The sequence below is a fragment of the Chryseobacterium sp. CS2K3 genome, from assembly GCF_059515185.1.
In genome coordinates this window covers 451,876-475,655 of sequence record NZ_JCAKRW010000002.1, presented here as the reverse complement: position 1 = coordinate 475,655, position 23,780 = coordinate 451,876, and the positions used below count along the sequence as shown (strand labels likewise).

Annotated in this window: 14 protein-coding genes; 13 read left to right on the top strand and 1 reads right to left on the bottom strand. The window is 35.7% G+C overall.

The genetic code is table 11. The features are described from left to right. Positions 1–584 precede the first annotated feature (584 nt). From AC5YGG_RS05365 to AC5YGG_RS05325, 9 genes are all read left to right on the top strand, one after another. Positions 585–788 carry a bacteriocin-like protein gene (locus AC5YGG_RS05365; protein WP_438560411.1) on the top strand — a complete coding sequence of 68 codons (204 nt, stop codon included), beginning with the start codon at positions 585–587 and terminating at the stop codon, positions 786–788. A 381-nt stretch (positions 789–1,169) separates the two neighbouring features. Next, entirely contained in the window at positions 1,170–2,495 is a 1,326-nt protein-coding gene (locus tag AC5YGG_RS05360) for a sigma-54-dependent transcriptional regulator (protein WP_496143439.1), read from the top strand. Between the two features lie 437 nt (positions 2,496–2,932). Next, positions 2,933–4,627: a potassium-transporting ATPase subunit KdpA gene (gene kdpA, locus AC5YGG_RS05355; RefSeq protein WP_496143430.1), complete on the top strand. Its 1,695-nt coding sequence runs from the start codon at positions 2,933–2,935 to the stop codon at positions 4,625–4,627. Between the two features lie 165 nt (positions 4,628–4,792). Further along, positions 4,793–6,832 carry a potassium-transporting ATPase subunit KdpB gene (gene kdpB, locus AC5YGG_RS05350; RefSeq protein WP_496143429.1) on the top strand — a complete coding sequence of 680 codons (2,040 nt, stop codon included), beginning with the start codon at positions 4,793–4,795 and terminating at the stop codon, positions 6,830–6,832. Positions 6,833–6,844: 12 nt separating this feature from the next. Beyond that, complete coding sequence (gene kdpC, locus AC5YGG_RS05345) at positions 6,845–7,402, top strand: K(+)-transporting ATPase subunit C (protein ID WP_496143428.1); 558 nt, start codon at positions 6,845–6,847, stop codon at positions 7,400–7,402. A gap of 69 nt (positions 7,403–7,471) precedes the next feature. Next, positions 7,472–8,557 (top strand): porin, encoded by a 1,086-nt coding sequence (locus AC5YGG_RS05340; protein WP_496143426.1) that lies wholly within the window; start codon positions 7,472–7,474, stop codon positions 8,555–8,557. Positions 8,558–8,782: 225 nt separating this feature from the next. Next, positions 8,783–9,892, top strand: coding sequence for a sensor protein KdpD (locus AC5YGG_RS05335; protein ID WP_496143425.1), 1,110 nt, complete (start codon positions 8,783–8,785; stop codon positions 9,890–9,892). A gap of 1 nt (position 9,893) precedes the next feature. Then, positions 9,894–11,609 (top strand): ATP-binding protein, encoded by a 1,716-nt coding sequence (locus AC5YGG_RS05330; protein WP_496143424.1) that lies wholly within the window; start codon positions 9,894–9,896, stop codon positions 11,607–11,609. 177 nt (positions 11,610–11,786) lie between these two features. After that, positions 11,787–12,251 (top strand): hypothetical protein, encoded by a 465-nt coding sequence (locus AC5YGG_RS05325; protein ID WP_496143423.1) that lies wholly within the window; start codon positions 11,787–11,789, stop codon positions 12,249–12,251. 85 nt (positions 12,252–12,336) lie between these two features. On the opposite strand, the gene ligA is transcribed toward AC5YGG_RS05325, so the two are convergent. Then, positions 12,337–14,343, bottom strand: a complete 2,007-nt coding sequence (gene ligA / locus AC5YGG_RS05320) for an NAD-dependent DNA ligase LigA (protein WP_496143422.1) — start codon at positions 14,341–14,343, stop codon at positions 12,337–12,339. Between the two features lie 455 nt (positions 14,344–14,798). Here ligA and AC5YGG_RS05315 point away from each other — a divergent pair, with 455 nt between their 5' ends. From AC5YGG_RS05315 to AC5YGG_RS05300, 4 genes are all read left to right on the top strand, one after another. Then, positions 14,799–17,882: a TonB-dependent receptor gene (locus AC5YGG_RS05315; RefSeq protein ID WP_496143421.1), complete on the top strand. Its 3,084-nt coding sequence runs from the start codon at positions 14,799–14,801 to the stop codon at positions 17,880–17,882. A 163-nt stretch (positions 17,883–18,045) separates the two neighbouring features. Beyond that, positions 18,046–18,792, top strand: coding sequence for a glycerophosphodiester phosphodiesterase family protein (locus tag AC5YGG_RS05310; RefSeq protein ID WP_496143419.1), 747 nt, complete (start codon positions 18,046–18,048; stop codon positions 18,790–18,792). Between the two features lie 515 nt (positions 18,793–19,307). Beyond that, on the top strand, positions 19,308–22,280 hold the full coding sequence (locus AC5YGG_RS05305; protein WP_496143417.1) for a SusC/RagA family TonB-linked outer membrane protein: 2,973 nt from the start codon (positions 19,308–19,310) through the stop codon (positions 22,278–22,280). Positions 22,281–22,292: 12 nt separating this feature from the next. Next, positions 22,293–23,738, top strand: a complete 1,446-nt coding sequence (locus tag AC5YGG_RS05300) for a SusD/RagB family nutrient-binding outer membrane lipoprotein (RefSeq protein WP_496143415.1) — start codon at positions 22,293–22,295, stop codon at positions 23,736–23,738. Positions 23,739–23,780 lie beyond the last annotated feature (42 nt).

Below are 23,780 nucleotides of genomic sequence, written 5' to 3'. Positions count from 1 at the left end.
GTCGCCGCCAGTTTTTATTTTATTTTTTAAGTCTCATACAGTAATGTATGAGACTTTTTTTTGATATATACCAAACAGCTAAGAGTAATGGTCCAAGTACTGATACTGGTTCTTTATTAAATTCTTTGTCTTTTTACTTTACCATTCTTTATCTTAAATTCCAGGAATCTTTTTTTTCAGATTACTCTTTACTCTTTACTTTTATTCTTTATTCTGAATTTATCATTTATTTAGTGGCTCCTCTCAGGTATCATTACCATTCTTATTGTAGCGGCTTTTGTCATGTTGTAAGTGAACTAACGTATGACTGGAATAAGGAATAGTAAATATTTAGATTCCTAGAGGGTGACAAGAATGATAATCACTGAAAAATTAGTGTACCAGACGAATAGTTAAAATTATCATTATTTATACATGATTTTATTTTATATAAATAAAATTTTAAACTGTGATTTATTTTTTATAATTAGTTGTTACATATTAATTATAATTTTCAGTAATATAAATTAATTCCTTATTTTTGGATATAATAAGCGGATGCTGAAAAGCTAAAATAGAGTAGGCAATATTAAAACTAAATAACAATGAAAAACTTAGTGAAAATCTCAAGAGAAAATTTAAAATCACTTAATGGTGGTGGCATAGGCACGGAGTGTCCTGATAGACCATCAATTATAAGGTGTTATGTTTCGGGGTCTGTAAATGGAGTTTGCTTGACTAAATATCAGTGTTGTGTTGCATTAGGTGATACTCCTGAGCATTGTAAGGAGAATCTTGATAACTTATAGATAGTTAGTTTTATCGATACAATAAAAAAGCGGTTTTAGCCGCTTTTATTTTTATAATAGATATACTTATTATTACTGAATTATATCTTAAATTCTTTGTACTAAAAGAATTTTTTGATTCTACTATAGAAATATTTTTGATTATTATTCATTCCATATCATTAGACTTCCTCCCTAGCCCTGATAGTAACGGTTACCCCGCAGTATGAGCCGGAAAGAGCAAAGGCTTTGATGTTGGAATGTTAAGGCACGAGGAGTATGAGTGGATAGCAGGAAATAGCTCCTTAAAATAGGTGCGGAACCGAAATTAATTTCTCTTATATGTAGCTTTTCCTCAAATAAAATCAATAAGTTTGTACTAGTTTTCCAAAAATAATAATGATGTCCGGAAATATTCTGATCATCGATGATGAGATCAAGCTCCTTAAACTTCTAGGAATGATCCTTTCCCAAGAAAATTTTAATGTAAAAGAAGCTTCTACTGCACGATCTGCAATGACAATGCTGGAGCAATATGATTTTGATGTTGTATTGAGTGATGTCCGATTGCCTGACGCTTTTGGGGTAGAGCTTATTAAATCTATTAAAACAAAATATCCGCATCTTGAAATCATTCTGATGACGGCATTTGGTAATATTACGGATGCTGTGCAGGCAATGAAGAATGGTGCTTATGATTATCTTGTGAAAGGAGATGATAATGAGAAGATTATTCCATTGGTGTACAAGGTACTGGAAAAAGTTAAAGATAATAAATCCAAGACAATTCAAATTACAGGAACAGCAAAAGGTTTTGATCAGGTTATCGGAAGTTCTCCTTTGATTTTACATGCAAAGAAACTGGCTGAAAAGGTTGCTTTAACAGATGCAGCAGTTCTTTTAACAGGTGAAACAGGGACGGGAAAAGAGGTTTTTGCCAATGCGATTCATGAAGGAAGTGAACGTAAGAAAAATAATTTTGTTGCGATCAATTGTTCTGCCTTCAGTAAGGAGATTCTTGAGAGTGAACTTTTTGGACATAAACAAGGAGCATTTACGGGAGCTGTGAAGGATAAAAAAGGATTGATTGAGGAAGCTAATGGAGGAACCTTATTCTTAGACGAAATTGGTGAGATGCCTATTGAACTTCAGGCAAAGCTGCTGAGAGTATTGGAGACCAGAGAGTTTATCAAAATGGGAGAAACAAAGGTTTCAAAATCAGATTTCAGATTGATTGCAGCGACTAACAGGGATCTTGAAGAAGAAATAAAACAAGGTAATTTCAGGGAAGACCTCTTTTTCAGGTTGAATGTGTTCGAAATCAATCTTCCTGCTTTAAGGGAAAGAAAGGAAGATCTTAAAATGCTTGCGAAAAATTTCGTAGATCTATTTTCTCATAAACTCCATCTGACATCGGTTCAAGTATCTCCAGACTATTATAAAGCATTAGAGAGAAACGATTGGAAGGGAAATATCCGTGAATTGAGAAACGCTGTAGAACGTAGTTTGATTTTAATGGATAATAATGTCCTGGATGCTGAAAGCTTACCTAATTATTCAGAAAAAACGATTCCTGAAAGTGATTCATTAAGTATCAGATCGCTAGAAAAAATACACATACAAAAAGTATTACAATATACTAAAGGAAATAAAGCTGAAGCCGCCAGACTTTTAGAGATTGGAATTGCCACCTTATATCGTAAACTGGAAGAGTACGGATTTAAATAATACATTTATCATTTTAATAAAGAGCCTATCATTTTGATAGGCTTTTTTGTTTTCATATAGATTCTGATATTACATAATTAATTGTTTTGTAATAAGTTATATTCCTTGTTCTTAAAATGGAATTTCTTTTGGCATATAGTATCTGAATAAAATATTTAAAAATGACAATTTCAAGAAAAACGTTTAAAAAACGGGAGCATTCTACATTTAGTTTGCTGATTGTATCGTACGTATTATTTACACTTTTAACCTTATTAATAAAAATATGATGCTTATAAGTTTGATTCTGCTCTTTGCAGTATTGTTCTGGCTTTTATATAAATCAGTTGAATTTTTTGATAGAATATAAAATTATGTGGAGTTTATTTTTCCTTTCAATACTTGCCTTTGTGTATATCTGTTATGTTTTAATGAAACCTGAAAAATTTTAAACGATCATGAATACAGAGATTTTAGGCATCATAGCAATGTTTGCTATTACATTAGTCATCGGAATATTTTTAGGTAAATACATTGCTAATGTCTATGGATATAAGAAAACTTTTCTGGACGCTGTTTTTAGTCCTTTTGAAAAGATAATTTATAAAATATCGGGGATTAATCCTAACCGTCAGATGAATTGGAAACAGAATATGTATGCCATGCTGGCGATTAACCTCGTTTGGTTTATTATAGGATTTATTCTCCTGATGACCCAAAGCTGGTTACCTTTAAATCCGGATGGTAATCCAAATATGGCTCCTGATCTGGCATTTAATACAACTATTTCATTTCTGGTTAATTGTAATTTACAACATTATTCAGGGGAAACGGGAGTGAGCTATCTAAGCCAGCTTTACCTGATGTTTTTACAGTTTGTAACAGCAGCGACGGGAATGGCAGCTATGGCAGTTCTTTTTAAAGCCTTTAAAGAAAAAACGGCAACAGAACTTGGTAATTTTTATGACTATTTTACCCGTTCAATGATCAGAATTCTTATTCCGATAAGTATTCTTGTAGCTTTTATCCTTTCAATGAATGGAAGTCCCATGACTTTTGAAGGTAAAGATCATATTACAACACTGGAAGGGCAGAAAGCTGATATTTCCAGAGGTCCGGTAGCTGCTTTTGTAGCCATTAAACATTTGGGTACCAATGGTGGTGGGTTTTTCGGAGCCAACTCGGCACATCCGCTTGAAAATCCGAATTATATAACGAATATGACAGAAATGATTACTCAGATGATCATTCCGTTTGCATTGGTTTTTGCACTAGGTTTTTATTTAAATAAACGAAAACTTTCCTGGGTAATATTTACGGTTATGACTGTTGGTTTTCTCGCCCTTACAGTTCCCAATATTGTTAATGAAACAGGAGGTAATCCTTTGATAACAAAAATGGGTGCGGACAGTAGTCTGGGGGCAATGGAAGGTAAAGAAATCCGCTTCGGAAGTGCCGCTTCTGGATATTGGAGCATTGCCACGACGGTTATTTCTACAGGTTCTGTAAATTCTATGCACGACAGTACAATGCCTCTTTCAGGGATGAATGAACTGCTTGCCATGATGATCAACTGTTTCTATGGTGGCTGTGGAGTTGGGATTCTGAACTATTTCATTTTTATCATTCTTGCGGTGTTCATCAGTGGATTGATGGTAGGACGAACCCCAGAATTCATGGGTAAAAAGATTGAGGCTAAGGAAATGAAAATTGCAATGATTGTTGCATTGTTCCATCCGTTTTTAATTCTTGTAGGAACTGCATTAACAGCTTATTTACCTGAATTTGGAGCAAAAACATTGAACAATCCGGGCTTTCATGGTTTTAGTGAAATGTTGTATGAATTTACATCTTCTTCTGCCAATAACGGTTCAGGATTCGAAGGATTGGGAGATAATACACCTTGGTGGAACATCTCCACGGGAATTGTTTTACTTCTTTCAAGATTTATCCCAATCATCGGTCCTGTTGCGATTGCCGGATTATTAGCTCAGAAGAAATACATACCGGAAAGTTCAGGAACATTGAAAACGGATACGGCAACATTTGGTTTTATGACGCTGGCAGTGATCCTGCTGATTGCAGCATTATCATTCTTTCCGGCTTTGACATTGGGTCCTATTGCAGAACAGATACAGTATTTCTCTAAATAAATTGTGAACATTAAAAATTAAAATCAATATTCAACCATTAAGGAAGCCGAAGGTCAAGAAGCACTCAAAAACTTACTGAAACGTTCACTTTAATATAATCCATTTCTATTCATTTGGCTGCCCTTGATGGTTATTATTGATAATGATATAAACTCTTTCAAAAAAATGAAAAATCAATCACAAACATTATTTCAAAGAGATTTGGTAAACGAAGCGATTAAGCAGTCTTTCGTAAAACTAAATCCGAAAATTATGTTTAAAAATCCGGTAATGTTCCTGGTAGAAATAGGAACTGTGGTCATGTTTATTGTAAGCATGTTCAGCTTAACCGGTGATAAAACCCAGGGAAGTTTTTCCTATAACTTTTTAGTATTTATCATTTTATTCTTTACGGTTTTATTTGCCAATTTTGCAGAAGCCATTGCAGAAGCCAGAGGAAAGGCGCAGGCTGATACCCTGAGAAAAACCCGTGAAGAAACACCTGCAAAGCTTGTTGTAGATAACAAACCCGGATTTCAGGTAGAGACAGCTCTAAAAATGTCAGCAGAAATGAAACTTGGTGATATTTTCCTTTGTGAAGCTGGTGATCAGATTCCAATGGATGGAGAAATCATAGAAGGGCTTGCCACCATTGACGAATCTGCCATTACAGGAGAAAGTGCTCCGGTAATTCGGGAAGCAGGAGGTGATAAAAGCTCTGTAACAGGAGGTACAAAAGTATTATCAGACAGAATTAAAGTAAAAGTAACCACGAAACCGGGCGAATCTTTCCTTGATAAAATGATTGCGCTTGTAGAAGGAGCCTCAAGACAAAAAACACCGAACGAAATCGCATTAACTATACTATTAGCCGGGTTTACCCTTACATTTATTATTGTTACGCTCACTTTAAAGCCTTTTGCAGATTATGCGCAGACTCCGATTACGATTGCAGCATTTATTTCACTTTTCGTTTGTCTTATTCCGACAACGATTGGAGGACTGCTTTCTGCAATTGGGATTGCGGGAATGGACAGAGCGTTAAGAGCAAATGTGATTACTAAAAGTGGTAAAGCAGTAGAAACAGCGGGAGATATTGATGTTTTATTACTTGATAAAACGGGAACCATTACGATAGGAAATCGAAAAGCTACTCAATTTCATCCTGCCAATGGAATTAAACTTGAAGACTTTATTAAAGCTTCTGCTTTAAGCTCTGTTGCTGATGAAACTCCCGAAGGAAAGTCTATTATTGAGCTTAGCCAATTAAAACAACAGGATTTATTGGTTCCCAATCCTACTTATATAGATTTTACAGCAGAAACCAGAACCTCAGGAATTGATTTTGAAGATACCAGAATCAGAAAAGGAGCTTATGACACGATAAAAAAACTGACTGAAAAAAACGGGAACATCTTTCCCCAGGAAACACAGGATGCTGTAACTACAATTTCTGAAAATGGAGGAACTCCTCTCGTTGTATCTGTTAATGAAAAAGTATGGGGTGTCATTGAACTTCAGGATATCATTAAAACTGGAATTCAGGAACGCTTCCAAAGACTTAGAAAAATGGGCGTGAAAACGGTAATGGTAACAGGAGATAATCCTTTAACAGCTAAATTTATCGCTGAAAAAGCTGGTGTAGATGACTTCATTGCCGAAGCCAAACCTGAAGATAAAATGAATTATATCAAAAAGGAACAGCAGGAAGGTAAGCTGGTAGCGATGATGGGAGATGGTACAAATGATGCGCCCGCACTGGCACAGGCAGATGTAGGAGTGGCAATGAATAGCGGAACACAGGCAGCGAAAGAAGCCGGAAATATGGTAGATCTTGATAATGACCCCACAAAACTGATCGAAATTGTAGAAATCGGGAAACAGTTGTTGATGACGAGAGGAACGTTGACAACCTTCAGTATAGCGAATGACGTTGCGAAGTATTTTGCAATTATTCCGGCACTTTTCATCACCTTCATACCGTCACTTCAGAAGTTGAATATCATGAATCTTCACAGCCCGGAAACAGCAATATTGTCTGCCGTTATTTTCAATGCCGTTATTATTCCTTTTCTTATTCCATTGGCTTTGAAGGGAGTGGCTTACAAACCTATTGGAGCCAGTGCATTACTGAGACGAAACCTTTTGATCTATGGTTTGGGCGGAGTCATTGTTCCATTCATCGGAATCAAAATCATTGATCTACTGATCAGTTTATTCTATTAAAATTAAAAAAAAATGAAAAATCATATTGTTTCAGCATTCAAATTAACTCTTGTAATGTTGGCATTGGTAGGAATTTATTTGGTGATTGTATATGCAGGAGCAAAAGTATTGCCTACCCAGGGAAATGCAGAGATTATTAATTATAAAGGACAGAAATTCTACGCCAATATCGGTCAGGAATTTAAATCTGAAAAGTATTTTCATGGTCGCCCATCCTCAGTAAATTATAATGCAGCAGGAAGTGGAGGAAGCAATAAAGGTCCCAGTAATAAAGAATATCTGGAAACCGTACAGAAAAGAATAGATACTCTCAGATTACAGAATCCTGAAATGAAAAATACTAAAGTACCTGTAGAACTTGCTACAGCAAGCGGTAGTGGGCTGGATCCCGATATTTCAGAAGAAGGAGCATTATATCAGGCTAAGAGAATTGCCAAAGTGAGAAATGTTTCTGAAGAGCAGATCAATACTTTAATTAAAAATCAGACGGAGAAACCTTTTCTAGGGCTTTTCGGACCTTCAAAAATCAATGTGCTAAAGCTGAATATTGCTTTAGATCAAATAAAATAATCTAATAACCTTGATTAACCATGTCAAGGTTTAAAATCTTGACATGGTTGATAATATCCTACAACTAACGTGAAAAAATATATAATTACAGGCATGTTATTGGGAATCTTTTTTCCCAAAGCACAATCATCAGACTCATTAAAAACAGGAAATAAAGTTACTTTTTCCGCCTATGCAGAACTTTTTTATGCTTATGATTTTAATGAACAGGGAAACCATCTCCGTCAGAACTTCCTGTACACATACAACAGACATAATGAGTTGAATCTTAACCTTGGACTTATTAAAGCAAATTATCAAAGTGAAAATCTCCGCGCCAATCTAGCCCTGATGGGAGGAACCTACGCTCAGGATAATATGGCAGCAGAGCAGGGAGCTCTACGATACATCAATGAAGCAAATGTGGGAATCAAAATTTCAAAAAATAAAAATTTATGGATTGATGCAGGGATTATGCCTTCACATATCGGATGGGAAAGTGCTATTGGAAAAGATAATATTAATCTTACACGAAGTCTTGCCGCTGAAAATTCGCCTTACTTTGAAACCGGAGCAAAAATTTCTTATACCTCAGATAGTGGAAAATGGTTAGTAAGCGGGTTGGTTTTAAATGGTTGGCAGCGCATTGCAAAACCAGAAGGAAATCAAAGTATTTCTTTTGGGCATCAGCTAACTTATAAACCTAGTGATAAAATTACCCTGAATAGCAGTTCATTTATAGGGAATGATAAAACGAAAGAAGAGAAAAAAATGCGTTATTTCCATGATTTGTATGGAAGTTTTCAGCTGACAGAAAAGTTTTCAGCTTTACTAGGGTTTGATATCGGAGCAGAGCAGAAAAGAACAGGAAGCGAACAGTATAATATCTGGTACAGCCCAAACATACAGGCAAAATATCAGATTGATTCCCAATGGGCATTGGCTGGAAGGTTAGAATATTATAATGATAAAAATGGTGTCATTATCAGTACAAAAACACCAAACGGATTTCAGACTTTCGGATATTCTCTGAATGTTGATTACACAATCCTTAAAAATGTAATTTTACGTACCGAAGCAAGAGGTTTTACTTCTAAAGATGCCATTTTTGTGAAAAATGATGGATTGAAACAGGGAAATTTCTTTGTGGCAACAAGTCTGGCAGTTTGGTTTTAAAGAAAAACAAACAGAGAGAATTTATAATCACAAAAGTATTTATTATAAACACTTTAGGGCACTTAAGTAAGCTGATAATTCGTAACTTATAATAACTAAAGTGTTTTATGAAAATAATATGTTATAATCTTGAACTTTTGGATTGAGGTGAAAACTTGTCCTGTAAAGTAATACTCAAAGGTTAGCAGAATGTTTGAAAAAATAAAACTAAAAAGAATAAAACCAATGTCATCAGCAAAACATTTTTTAGAACTGATCCAGAAATCCCGGAAAGGTAAATTTAAAATCTATATCGGGATGAGCGCAGGTGTCGGGAAAACATTCCGCATGCTTCAGGAAGCTCATTCTCTTTTACGAAATGGCATTGATGTAAAGATTGGGTATATAGAAACCCATGACCGGGAGGAAACGGTAGCTCTTGTAGATGGAATTCCGGTAATTGAAAGAAAATCAGTCTTTTATAAAGGAAATAATCTGGAAGAAATGGATCTTCAGGCAATCATTAATGAACATCCGGAAGTTGTTTTAGTAGATGAATTAGCGCATACCAATGTAGAAGGCTCGAAAAATAAAAAAAGATGGCAGGATGTTCTGGAAATCCTGGATAACGGAATCAACGTTATCAGTGCTATGAATATTCAGCATATTGAAAGCCTGAATGAAGAAGTAAAGAAAATAACAGGCGTTGAAGTTGCAGAAAGAGTTCCCGATAAAATTCTCGCATTTGCCGATGAAGTGGTGAATATTGACCTTACTGCTGATGAACTTCTAACCCGGTTAAAAGAAGGAAAGATTTATAAAAAGGAAAAGATCCAGACGGCACTCAGCAATTTTTTTCAAAGCGGTCATATTCTGCAGCTTCGTGAGCTGGCTTTAAAAGAAGTTGCTACCCATGTGGAAAGAAAGGTAGAAACTGAGATTAAAACCGAAAATTTTAAGCCCATAAAATTTCTTGCCTGTATCAGCAGTAACGAAAAAATAGCGAAGACAATCATCAGAAAAACAGCAAGACTGGCAAGTTATTATAATAGCCCCTGGACGGTTTTATATATCCAGAAACCCTCAGAAAATCCTGAAAAAATAGCCTTAGATAAGCAGCGCTATTTGATTAATAATTTTAATTTAGCACAGGAATTGGGAGCCAAAGTAGTCCGGATCAAAGAAAACAGCGTTCATGATGGAATTCTGGAATATGTAATTGCTCATAATATCACCACGGTCTGTATCGGAAAACCACATGCAAAGCTATGGCAAAGAATATTTGGATATAGCTGGATCTATACGCTGATGAACAGACTGAATGAAAGACAGATAGATATCATTATTTTATCATAAAATGAAACTTAAAACAAAACTTACATTAGGCGTTGGTCTATTATTTTTACTGATCGTTCTGCTATCAGTGATAGGTTCTGTGTATATCAATAAATTAAAATCCGATACTGAAAAGATCCTTACGGCAAACTATAACAGCCTTGAATTCTCTAAAAACATGCTCCTTGCGCTGGATCACATAAGTACAGACAGCGCTGTTGCTATTGCTGATTTTCAGAAGAATAACAGATTGCAGGAAAAGAATCTTACTGAATTTGGAGAAAAAGAAGCGACCCAAAACCTGAATCTGCATTTTAACAGCTATTTAAAAGAACCTAATACGAATAAAGAAAAACTTATCAGGGAAGATCTGGCAAGGATCATGTCTTTGAATATGAAAGGTATTGAAAGAAAGAGCGATATTGCCATCATTACAGCTGGTAATGCTACCTTCTGGATCGTCAGTCTAGGAACGGTCTGTTTTCTGATTGCTTTTATTCTACTTTTCAATCTCCCTCAAACCATTGCAGAACCTATTGACCAGTTGACGTTCAGTATCAGGCAGATTGCGAATAAAAACTATAATGAAAGGGTTCATTTTAAAGGAAGCGAAGAGTTCAACAGCCTTGCAGAATCTTTTAACGTAATGGCAGAAAAACTTCAGGAATACGAAAGCAGTAATCTCTCCAAGCAATTGATGGAGAAAAAACGTATCGAAACATTGGTCAATAATATGCATGATGCCGTGATCGGGTTGGATGAAAACCATTTTATCTACATGATCAATGATGAAGCTTTAAAAATTACCAATCTTCACAAAGAGGAAATCATTGGCAAGACAGCTCATGAAGTAGCCGTGAATAATGATTTGATGCGGGAATTACTGAAAAATATAGATCATCCGGTAAAAGATCCCATTAAGATTGTTCGTGATAATAAAGAAAACTATTTTGAGCAGGATATTGTTCCCATTAACATTATAAAAACAGGAGAGAAGGAAAAGAAATACATTGGTAAAGTGATTCTGCTTAGAAATATTACGCCTTTCAAAGAGCTTGATTTTGCCAAAACCAATTTCATTGCCACCATTTCCCATGAGCTTAAAACCCCTATTTCTGCTATAAAAATGGGAGTTCAGTTACTAGGAAACCAAAAATTTGGTGAGTTGAACGAACAGCAGCAGGAATTATTGAAAAGCATCAATGAGGACGGGCAGCGTTTGTTAGATATCACAGGAGAACTTCTTAATCTTTCGCAGGTAGAATCCGGAAATATAAGATTAACGGTTGAAAAATGTTCACCCAAGGAAATAGTACAGTCGGCAGTGAAAAACGTAGAAAAGCTTGCAGAGCAGAAAAATATTTCAATAAATACAGACTATCTTTTGGAAGATACTGACTTTGTAACTGCAGATTTTGATAAAACAGTTTGGGTAATGAATAACTTCCTTACCAATGCCGTAAAACACTCTTTTCAGGATGAAAATATTCAAATTGTGGTAGAAAGACAGGATTCCTTTATCCAGTTCAGTATTATAGATACCGGAAGTGGAATTGATGAAAAATATCACCGTCAGATTTTTGACCGTTATTTTCAGGTTCCCGGAGAGCATCAAAATGGAACCGGACTTGGCTTAGCAATATCAAAGAATTTTATAGAAAAACAAAACGGAGAAATAGGAGTGAAAAGCGCTTTGAATAATGGAAGCACCTTCTTCTTCAGATTGCCGGTTGCGTAAAATTCATCTTTTAATATAAGAAAGGTTAAGGTTGTTCATATTTTTTCTTTTAGCGAGTATAAAATAGAACGGAAAATTATAATAAATAAGAATATCGTTGTTATTGACGTATAAAAATAAAAAATTAGCATCTATTTGTATCTTATTCTTTATATTTGTTAAATTAAAAATTATAAAATGAGAAGAACTTTACCTTTATTAGCATTATTATTTTTTATCTCATTAAGCACTCAGGTTTTTGGTCAGAGTCTTGTGATTGAAACATTGGAAAGTTACAATAAAATGGGAATGACGGAATTTCAGAATGAGGTGAAAAAGATGAATTTTAAACTTAGCGATAAGACTCAAAGTGCTGATTTCGTATTAAATGAATATGAGCATCCTACTTACAAGTTTAAGCTGAGCAAATTTGAATATATCAAAGACAAATCTCAAAATAGAATTGAATTCGAATTCAATAACTTACATGATTACAACAAATACATGGAGGCTTTAAGAAGAGGAGGATATAAGGAAACAGAAAAAGGTAAAACCATTACAAAAGAACCTTATGTAGATTATTATAAAGGAAAGCAACATATAAGAATGGTTCTTCCAAAAGAAAATCAAAGTGTACCTTACAGTATTCTTGTTTTCAAATAAGTAATTCTATAAACGTAAAATGAAAATAAAAAAGACTGCAGAACGTTCTGCAGTCTTTTTTATATTCCTGATCATCCGTAATGAGTTACTGATTTTCAATTAAATCCAGAAACTGTTGCTCATCCAGAATGGTGATGGTTCCGATGTCCTGAGCTTTTTTCAGTTTACTTCCTGCTTTTTCACCTACTACCAGATAGTTCAGATTTTTAGATACTGCAGAAATGTTTTTTCCACCATGTTTCTCTACCATTTCTTCCGCCTGCTCTCTTGTAAATAATGATAGTTTTCCTGTAAATAAGAAGGTTTTTGCTTCCAGAACATTTGATAAAACCTCATTGGTGCTTTCTCCTTTTTCAAGCTGTACACCATACGATTTTAAACGTTCTATCATTAGGATATTTTCAGAATTCTTGAAAAATTCCACGATGCTTACTGCAATTTTAACCCCAATATCTTCTACCTGGCAAAGTTCTTCTACAGAAGCATTTTTAAGCTCTTCTATAGTTGGGAAATTCTTTACCAATTTCTTAGCTACTGTTTCTCCTACATGCTTGATCCCGATTCCGTACAATACTTTTTCAAACGGAATTTCCTTGGATTTTTCAATTCCCGTAATGATATTTTGGGCAGATTTCTCAGCCATTCTTTCCAAAGGAAGAAGCTGTTCTTTCTTTAAAACATAAAAATCAGCCGGATTTTCAATTAGTTTTTCTCTGTAAAGCTGCTCAATAGTTTCGCTTCCCAGATTTTCAATGTTCAGCGCTTTTCTGGAAACATAGTGTATCATTCTTCCTACAACCTGTGGCGGGCAGTGAAGTTCGTTCGGGCAGAAATGGATTGCCTGATCTTCAATTTTCACCAATTCGGTTCCACATTCAGGGCAGTGTTTGATGTATTCTATTTCTCTGCTTTCATCGGTTCTTTTATCCGTATTTACGCCAACAATTTTTGGAATGATCTCACCACCTTTTTCTACATATACAAAATCATTGTCATGAAGATCAAGCTTTTTGATGATATCTTCATTATGCAAAGATGCTCTTTTTACAATAGTTCCAGCCAATAAAACAGGTTTTAAATTGGCAACCGGAGTAATGGCTCCCGTTCTTCCTACCTGATAAGAAACACTCTGAAGTTCAGTTTCTACCTTTTCTGCTTTGAATTTATAAGCCATTGCCCAACGTGGGGATTTTGCTGTATATCCCAGTTGCCTTTGTTGCTTTAAAGAGTTCACTTTTAAAACAATACCGTCAATTTCGAAAGGAAGATTATGACGTTCAGTATCCCAGAAAGTAATAAATTCCTTTACCTCATCCAGCGTTCTGCAAAGTTTTGCCTGTTGAGACGTTTTGAACCCCCAGCCTTGTGCTTTATGCAGCAGTTCCCAATGTGTATCAGCAGGAACTTCTTCAGAAATAAACTGGTATAAAACAGAAGAAAGTCCTCGTTTTCTCACTTCCGCACTGTCCTGCATCTTCAAACTTCCGCTTGCTGTATTTCTTGGGTTCATGAATGGATCTAAACCTTCCTCTTCACGAAGTTTATTAAGCTTATCAAAGTTTTTTCTGGTTAAATAAATTTCGCCACGCATAAAGAAATGGGTGGGGAAATCACCTTTCAATGTTAAAGGAATATCTGAAATAGTACGGACATTCTGTGTAATCTCATCCCCTTGGAAACCATCCCCACGGGTTACCGCCTGAGTAAGTTTTCCGTTTTCATAAAGAATAGAAATGGAGGCTCCGTCATACTTTAACTCAGCAACGAATTCTACAGGTTCGTCAATGGTTTTGATAATTCTTTTTTCCCAATCTTCCAGATCATCAAAATCGTAGGAATTATCCAGAGAGTACATTCTGAATTTATGCTGAATTGTAGGGAAGACCTTTGTAATTCCGCCCCCAACACGCATGGTAGGAGAGTTTTCATCATAGAATTCAGGGTGCTTTGCTTCAAGATCCTGAAGTTCCTCCAGTAACATATCAAATTCATAATCTGTAACGGTAGGAGTATCCAGAAGGTAATAGTTTTCGTTATGCTGATGCAGTTCCTTACGGAGCTGTTCTATTTTTTGTTGAATGTTTTCAGACATCGGTTTTATATCTTTTAAGCAAAAATAACTAAAGTAACGTGAATTCGGAATCAAAATTTTAAAAGGAAAGAAATACAACCGAGTTTTAAGAGCTTCTTTTCTATTATTTATGTTTTATAAAGCCATTTTATTCAATGATATATCCAGGATTTTTCCTGCTGAGTGTTAACACCTTTATAGACTCTCCGTTGTATTGAATTCTTTTTTGAACTTATATAAATAAACTTAATTGTGGTAAAAGGTTTAAAATAATTCCATTTATAAAATAATACAATTAAATATTACAGGTAAATTAAAAATCCGTAACACACTTTAATACTCTGGTTCTGTAAGAAATAAAATAAGTGTTTAAAGTAATTTAACATATCGTTTTAATTTAATTAAAAAAATGTTAAAACTCCCTTAAATAGCCCGCTTCCAAAGTCAGAATACCTTTGCACATCTAATTGTAAGAAATGAGAAAAGTAAAGATTGTACTGGGGTTGTTGTTTTTAGGGCTTGGAACAATGGCTTATGCACAGACCACGCAGGCTTCCATCGTAGGAAAAGTGACTGGACCGGGAAGTTCGGCTCAGGAAAAAGTGAAAGTTACGATTGTAAATGAATCTACAGGATTCAGAACAGAAACGGAAACAAACTCAAAAGGAGAGTATATCTTTAAAGAGATTCCGCTGGGAGGACCTTATACGGTAATTGTAAATGAAGATAAGAAAGAAGGATTCAATGTAAACTTCGGTGATCAGGTAACGGTAAATATGGATCTTGGAAATGATGGCGAAAAGCACATTGAAGAAGTGAAAATTACAGGAAATCTGAAGAATAAGATCGGTAACCTTGGAGCAGCTACCGCTATTTCTGCAAAGAATATCGGAATTCTTCCGGTAAACGGACGAAACTTCGCCAATCTTACAGAGCTTTCACCTTTGAGTGGAAAAGGAGGAAACCTTTCCGGGCAGCTTGGATCTTCTACGAACTTTACGATAGACGGGATGACTGCTAAAAACCCAACTTCTGCCGGAGCTACTACCAGCCGAAGCGGTGCTCCTTTCTCTATTTCAATTGAAGCTGTACGTGAATTTAAAATTACGACCAACCAATATGATGTAACACTGGGAAGAAGCGGTGGTGGAACTGTAAGTGCCGTTACAAAATCAGGAACCAATAAATTCTCAGGAAGCGCATGGGAATATTTGAGAGCCAACTGGCTTTCCAGTCCATACGATATCAGAGGAAATAAAAGACAGAATGATTTCTCTACTTCACAGTTCGGATTCTCATTAGGCGGACCTATCATTAAGAATAAATTACACTTCTTCGTAGCATGGGATCATCAGTTGGATTCAAGACCTTTACTGATTGCTGATATCAAATCGCCTGAAGATGAGAAAAGACTGAATATAAATACACAAACCCTTAATACATTTCTCGATATTGCAAGATCAAAATATGGGGTAGGAAGCGGTCCTCAATTTGGAAGTTTTGATAAAGTGAGAAATTCCGATGCTGCATTTGTACGTTTAGACTGGCAGATCAATGAAAAACATTTATTGACCTTAAGAAATAATTTCACGTACGACCTTAATAAAAACGGATTAGGAGATAATACAAGTATCAACTTCTTTGAGTCTTACGGGAATGATAAAAACTTAGACAACAGTTTATTATTAACCTTAAGATCAAATTTGCAGCCGAATTTAACGAATGAATTAAAGGCTCAGTATTTATATACTTTTCAGGATAGCTACCAGAACAATGAATTAGGAAGACCGGTTCCTAGAGCGATTGTTGAAAGTGTTGCTACACCGGGGCTGGGAACTACCAGTATTCAGATCGGAGGGCATCGTTTTGCTCAGGAAAGCTTTAGAAATAATGTATTCCAGATTGTAGATAATTTGTATTACAATACAGATAAGGTAAAATATACTTTTGGTGCTGATTTAATGTATACCACGGCAAAATCAATCTATGGAAGTGAAGTGAACGGAAGATTCCATTTTCAGGGAATAGAAAATTTTGACAAGATGACTCCTTACAGATTTTACAGAGAAGTTCCTTTAATGGCTGATCCTTCAGTACGATCTAATATCTGGAACCTTGGGGTGTACGGACAGTTCCAGACTAAAATTGCAAAAGGTCTTGATTTGATGGCGGGGATTAGATTAGACTATGGCGGTTATCCTAAGGCTGAATTCAATCAAAAATTATATGATGAGATGGGAATCAGAACGGATAATAAGATCAAATCATTTGTTATTCAGCCGAGATTCCAGTTTGAATGGAATATCAACGAAGAAAATAAGGACTTCCTGAAGTTTGGAGCCGGAGTATTCTCTTCAGATATTAACAATTATATGATCATTAATAATCTTGTATTCGATGGAAAACATCTTGCTACAGTGGATGTAACGGCTAAAGATGTTCCGTTCCCGGATTTCAATAATTATAGAAATGATTATAATAGTATTCCTACACTGTCTCAGTATCAGATTCCTACGATTAATTATACAGGTAAGGATGCTAAAATCCCAATTGTATACAAAGCCAATATCTCATATACCCACTTCTTCAATGAAAGATTCAGAGCAGGAATTGCAGGATATATGGCGTTGGGAAGAAACAATTATTACTATTATGACCGTAATATGCAGGCAAATCCGTTTTTCACATTGGATAATGAAGGCGGAAGAGGAGTTTTCGTTCCGGCAGGTAGCATTACCAATAATGGAAACAGTGTAAGTTTTGACTGGAAAAAAGGAAGAATTAATAATAATTTCGGAAGAGTACTGGAATTGGTAAGTGATGGTAAAGTAAACCAGTTTTCATGGGTAGTAGACACAAGTTACCGTTACTGGAAAGATGGAGAAATCACGGCAAGTTATACATGGTCCGATATTAAGGACAATACTTCTTATAACGGAAACGTAGCCAATTCTGCAACATTATCTACGATGATCCAGAGTGATCCTAGAAACCTGAGAATGACGTATTCTGACAACCAGTTCCGTAATAAAGTAGTAATCTACGGTAACTCGCCTACGATTGCAGGATTCACTTTAGGATTAAGATATTCAGGAATCGGAGGAACACGTTTCTCTGTAACAGCAGGAGGAAATATTAACGGAGATTTCGTGGATTCTAATGACCTTGCTTATATTTTCCCTAACCTGACCCAACCGTTATTGAACGATCCGGAAGTAGGTAAAGCCTTGAAAGATTATATCACCGATTATAATAATAAAATAGCAGAACGTAATGGCGGTAAAAACGGATTCTATGGTGTTTGGGACGTACGTGTTGCTAAGAAAATTAAATTTGATAAAATTGGAGCCTTCGAATTATCTGTAGATATCTTCAATGTTGCTAATTTATTGAATAAAGAATGGGGCGTGAATAAATCTTACGGAAATATGTCACTGTACAGAATAACAAAATTCAATCCGGATACCAGACAGTTTGAATATGCTAAGAATACCAGCGGTTTAGCACCTCTTTCAGGAAATCCATATCAGATTCAGATTGGAGCAAAATATAGTTTTTAATCAGTTGTAAATATGTTAAACCACAAAAGAAAAGGTCAATAATCAATTAAAGATCTTAATTCTTTTGTGGTTTTTGTTTTTTATATGTCCTGGAAGCTATGAATTATAATAACTACCTTTATCAAAAGTTTCAGGACTTTGTTTTAATTATTTAATTTATATTATGAAAAATTTTATCTTAGGGTTAGCAGTTTTAAGTACAGTTTTGATGAAAGCACAAACCCAGATCATTGCCCACAGAGGATACTTCCAGGCGCAGCCTCCTACCACTGAAAATTCCATAAAATCTTTGGAAAATGCTCAGAAACTTAAAGTATATGGCTCTGAATTTGACGTGAGAATGACCAAAGATGGAGTATTGGTAATTAACCATGATGAACACCATGGTAAAATGGAAATCTCAGAAACATCATTCAAAGAATTAGAAGCTTTGAAGCTGTCAAATGGTGAAAAGTTTCCTACTTTAAAAGATTATCTGAAACAGGGTAAAAAAGATGCTTCCGTAAAGCTGATTGTAGAAATTAAACCCGCTAAAACACCTGAAATAGAGAATGAAATCACTCAGAAGACCATCAAAATGATCAAGGATATGAAATTGGAAGCTCAAAGTGAATTCATTTCTTTCAGCCTTAATATCTGTAAAGAAATCAAGAAAATTGCACCAGCATTCAAAGTTCAGTATCTGAACGGAGAATTGTCACCGGAGCAGATCAGAAAAGAAGGATTAGATGGCATGGACTATCATTACAGTGTTTTCCAGAAAAATCCTACATGGATTGCTGAAGCAAAAGCATTAGGTCTTATCACCAATTCATGGACAGTAAATGACGTAGCAGTATATGATGAATTGAAAAAACAAGGCATCGGATTCGTTACAACCAATATTCCTGAACAACTGAAAAATAAGTAAATAGTTTTATTACTAAGCTATAATAAGTTTTCTACTTGTACTATAGAAAGATATTTAAGGAGTAAAACTTCCCGATTTTCACTTATATTACAAGCAAAGGACTAAACATTCCCATCCTGTGGAGGGGTGGCAAAAATTCAAAGAATTTTTGACGGGGTGGTTTTTCAACAAGCATAATTAACAGTCTGTCTCTTTATAGAGGCTGACTGTTTTTTTATATTGAAATCCCCATTGTAAGCAGTTAAATAGCGCTTAAGATATTTAATATAAGTATAATCTGTTGTTTTATAGTGTTTTATATTTTATTATCTCAGAGAAAGACAATAAATATAGGTAAATAAAATTCTAAAATAATGTTAAAAACGCTTAATAGCTTAAAGGTTTATTAATCAGTGTTTTGTGTAATGTTATTAAGGATAAATTAATATACTATTCAATAAACATTTAATAAATGTTAAAATGTTGTTAAAATCATACTCATAATGTCGGATTAATTTTGCGCAAACAAAAAGGAAATGCGTAAAGAGACACAAAAGTTGTTGGTTTTGTCGCTGTTAGGATTTTTCAGTGCCAACCTGACGGCTCAGCAGAAAGCTAAAAAAGACACAATCAAAAGACTTGACGAAGTAGTAGTAACTGCTTTGGGAATCAAAAGGCAGGACAAATCATTAGGATATGCCACCCAGACTATAAAATCTGAAGAAATTCTGAGAACTCAGAACAATAACTGGGCACAGGCTTTAGAAGGAAAAGTGGCTGGTTTGAAAATTCAAACTGTAGGAGCGGGACCATTGGGTACAAGCCGTATCACACTCCGCGGAGACATCTCAATGAACATGGGAAATAACGACGCATTGATCGTTGTAGACGGTGTTCCTTTAAGTGGAAACAAAACCGGAACCGGAACCGCTGCATACGGAGCTGGTTCAGGAGGTGACTTACCGATTGATTACGGAGACAGCTTCAATAGCATTAACCCTGATGATATTGAGTCCATTTCCATTCTAAAAGGTCCTACAGCCGCCGCTTTATATGGTTCCAGAGGTTCAAGGGGAGCAATCATGATCACCACAAAATCCGGAAAAACTAAAAAAGGCAAAGTTCAGATCAGCTTCAATTCATACTCAAGTTATGATACCGTGCTGAAATGGCCCGATTATCAGTATGAATACGGACAGGGAACCCAGCAGAAAGACAAAAACGGAAATTATTACTATTCATACGGAAACTCAGTTGACGGAATCAATACCGGTTCTACAAGTAGCGCTTTCGGACCTAAATTTGCCGGGCAGTATTATTTTCAATACGATCCAAACATAGAAACACAAGGTACAGAAAGACAGCTTTGGAGACCTTATACCAATAATATCAAAGATTTCTGGCAGGTTGGTTCCAATTATTCCAACAGTTTGGCGATAGAACATTCCAATGAAACAACAGCTTTCAGAACTTCACTTACCTATCTTAAAAATGAATGGATGATGCCTAATACAGGTTTCAACAGATTCAGTGCAGCATTGTCCTTAGATCATAAATTAAGCAGCAGATTAAAAATAGGAACCAAGATCAACTTTAGCCAAACTAAAAGTGATAATCTTCCGGCAACAGGTTACAACAACCAGTCGATTTCTTATTTCATGATCTTCCAGAATCCGAATGTAGATCTGGCGTGGTATAGACCTATCTGGAAAAAAGGACAGGAACAGCTTGAGCAGGTTCATCCCTTCAGTTCTTATATCGACAACCCTTATCTGATTGCATATGAAAATCTGAACGGGACCAATAAAAAAACAATTACGGGAAACATTAATATCAGCTATCAGCTGGCAAAAAATCTTGATGTAGTTTATAAGACCGGTCTGGAATGGAATAATGAACTGCGTACCCAAAGAAGACCGTGGAGCTCTGCAAACTACGCAAAAGGTTTTTATAGAGAACAGTATATCAGATATATGGATTTAAATAATGATGTTCTATTTACCTATAAAAATAAATTCGGAAACCTTGGATTTACAGCTTCTGCCGGAGGAAATATCAGATATCATGAATACACTATGAATGATTACAGAGCCAACGGGCTGAATAAAGTAGGGCTTTACCAGCTTTCCAATGCGATACAGGTAGAATATAAACTGCCAAAACCAAACGATAAGCAGGTAAACAGTGTTTATGCATTAGCAAACTTAAGCTATAAAGACATGATATTCCTAGATGTAACGGCAAGAAACGACTGGAGCAGTACTTTACCTAGCCAGAATAGATCTTATTTTTATCCATCTGTAGCATCATCTTTTGTTCTTTCTGATATCTTTAAGATACAATCTGATCAATTAAACTTCTGGAAGCTGAGGTTATCATGGTCCCAGGTAGGAAATGATACTTATACATACATGCTTGATAAATATTATGAAAACAGTTCATTTGTAGGATCCGTAGAATCCCCTTTATTATTTCAGAATCCGAACCTCAGACCCGAAATGATCACCAATATTGAAGGAGGTATGGATTTTACAGTCCTGAAAAACAGACTGACATTCAACTTTACAGCGTATCAGAACAATTCTAAAGACCAGTCTGTTATTATCCCGATGTTATATGAAACAGGTTACAACAAGAGAATTATCAATGCAGGTGAGCTAAGAAACAGAGGAATTGAAATGACTTTGAACGCCTATCCGATCAAAAATAAAAACTTCTCATGGAATGTGAATGCCAACTGGTCTATGAACAGAAACAAAATCCTTTCCCTTCCTGAAGAATTCCAGGGAAAACCTTATACCATGGGAAGTGTAGGAAGCGTGGTGTTTTATAATGCCGTAGTGGGAGGTTCATTAGGAGATATTTACGGTGCAGGATTAGTATACTCGCCGGATGGGCAGGTGGTCTATGATAAAGATGGGCTGACGATGAAATCAACCGATATCAATAAAATAGGAAATGCCTACCCGAAATGGAGAGCAGGGCTTCAGAACGAATTCAGATATAAGAATATTACCTTAAGTTTCTCTTTTGACGGACAATATAAAGGAATGGCATATTCACATTCCCATCACAAAATGTCCGAACAGGGAAAACTTACCCATACATTGGCAGGAAGAGACAATCCGGGTGGTTTGATCGTAGGGCAGGGAGTTGTTCAGAATCCTGACGGTACCTTTTCACCCAATACAAAAGGTGTTTCTGTTTCCAGCTATTATGGAGATTATTACAGAAGAGCGAATGTAGAAACCAATTCATTTGATACCTCATTCATTAAGCTGAGAGACGCAAGAATCTCTTATTCTTTCCCAAAATCAATCGTTGAGCCATTAAAAGTTACCGATATCACCCTTGCTTTATTCGGAAGAAACCTTTGGATGTGGACCAAGTTCCCGCTATTCGATCCGGAAGCAGCTACATTGGATGATTCTACCATTGTACCGGGAGTTGAAATGGGGCAGTTACCTCAGGCAAGAACCGTAGGAATTCAGTTAAATGTTAAATTCTAAAAAATCAGAATAATGAAAAAACTAATCTATATATGTTCATTTCTTACGCTTGTAAGCAGTGTTGTTTCATGTGACAGAAATCTTGATGAGATCAATAAAGACGCAAGCCGAATAAACGAGCCTGTAGCAAGTGCTTTACTCGTACCTATTCAGTATAATATGGCAGCAGTGGGATACAACAGAGCAAACGATTTTACCTTTGATATCATGCAGGTCTCCCTGGATTTTCCAAATGAAGGAAACTCATTAAGCCGTTATTACGTAACAGAAAATACAGGAAATGGTTTCTGGAACAACTCTTATCGCTGGTTGAAACAGGTTGATGATCTTAAAAAAGCAGCGACGTCAGAAGGAGATAAAAACTATCTGGCAATTTCAATGATCTTGAATGCATGGATCTACTCTAATCTTACAGATACCTACGGAGATATTCCCTTCTCACAAGCTTCCAACTTAGACGGAATGATCATGAAGCCTAGGTTTGACAAGCAGAAAGATATTTATATCCAATTATTGAACGATCTAAAAACAGCCAACTCTCTTTTCGTCAATAAAACCCTTACCGGAGGAGACTTATTCTTCAAAGCAGATACAGACGTTAATGGAATTGTTAACTGGAAAAAATTCTGTAATTCTCTTTCATTGAGACTTTTAACTAGGATTTTGAACAGAGACGGAGAAGTAAATGCTAAAGAAAGAATTCAGGAGATCATGAATAACCCAACCGTTTATCCGATTTTCCAAAGTAATGCAGATGGAGTAAAAGTAGATATTACAGGAATTTTCCCATTGATGCCCCCTATTGCAAGATTTCAGGATTTTACAACAGGCAGAGCCGTTTCAGAATTCTTTTTAAATGCTTTGAAAGCTAATAATGATCCGCGTGGTCCTATGCTTTTTACCCAGGCAAAAGATTTAAAAGGAAATAATATAGGATATTTTGGAGCACCTTCAGGATATGCTTTTGGGACAGTATTTAATGTTCAGCCATCCAATTTTAATCAGGCTCTTGCCAAAGCTCCTCTGAAAATTTTTGTATATCCATATGCCGAGCTTCAGTTTACCCTTGCCGAGCTAGCTTTTAAAGGAATTATTCAGGGAAGCGCAAAAACATACTATGAAAATGGCGTAAAAGCTTCTCTTGAACAATGGGGAGCTGTAGTACCTGCAAATTATTTCGATAATCCTGTGGTGGCATACGGAGAAGGAGGAATGAAGAAGATTATGCTTCAGAAATACATCGCACTTTTCTTTGTAGATCAGCAGCAATGGTTTGAAAAAAGAAGAACCGGATTCCCTGAACTTCCGAATAACGGAGGACTTTTAAATGACGGAAATCTCCCTCAAAGATTAATGTATCCTCCTAACTCAAGAGTTTTAAATCCGGAAAACTATCAGGATGCCGTTCAGCAGATGGGTGGTGATAATATCAATGTAAAAGTGTGGTGGAGTAAATAAATTCAATAAAAAAATAAAGATGAATATCAATAAAAAACTTTT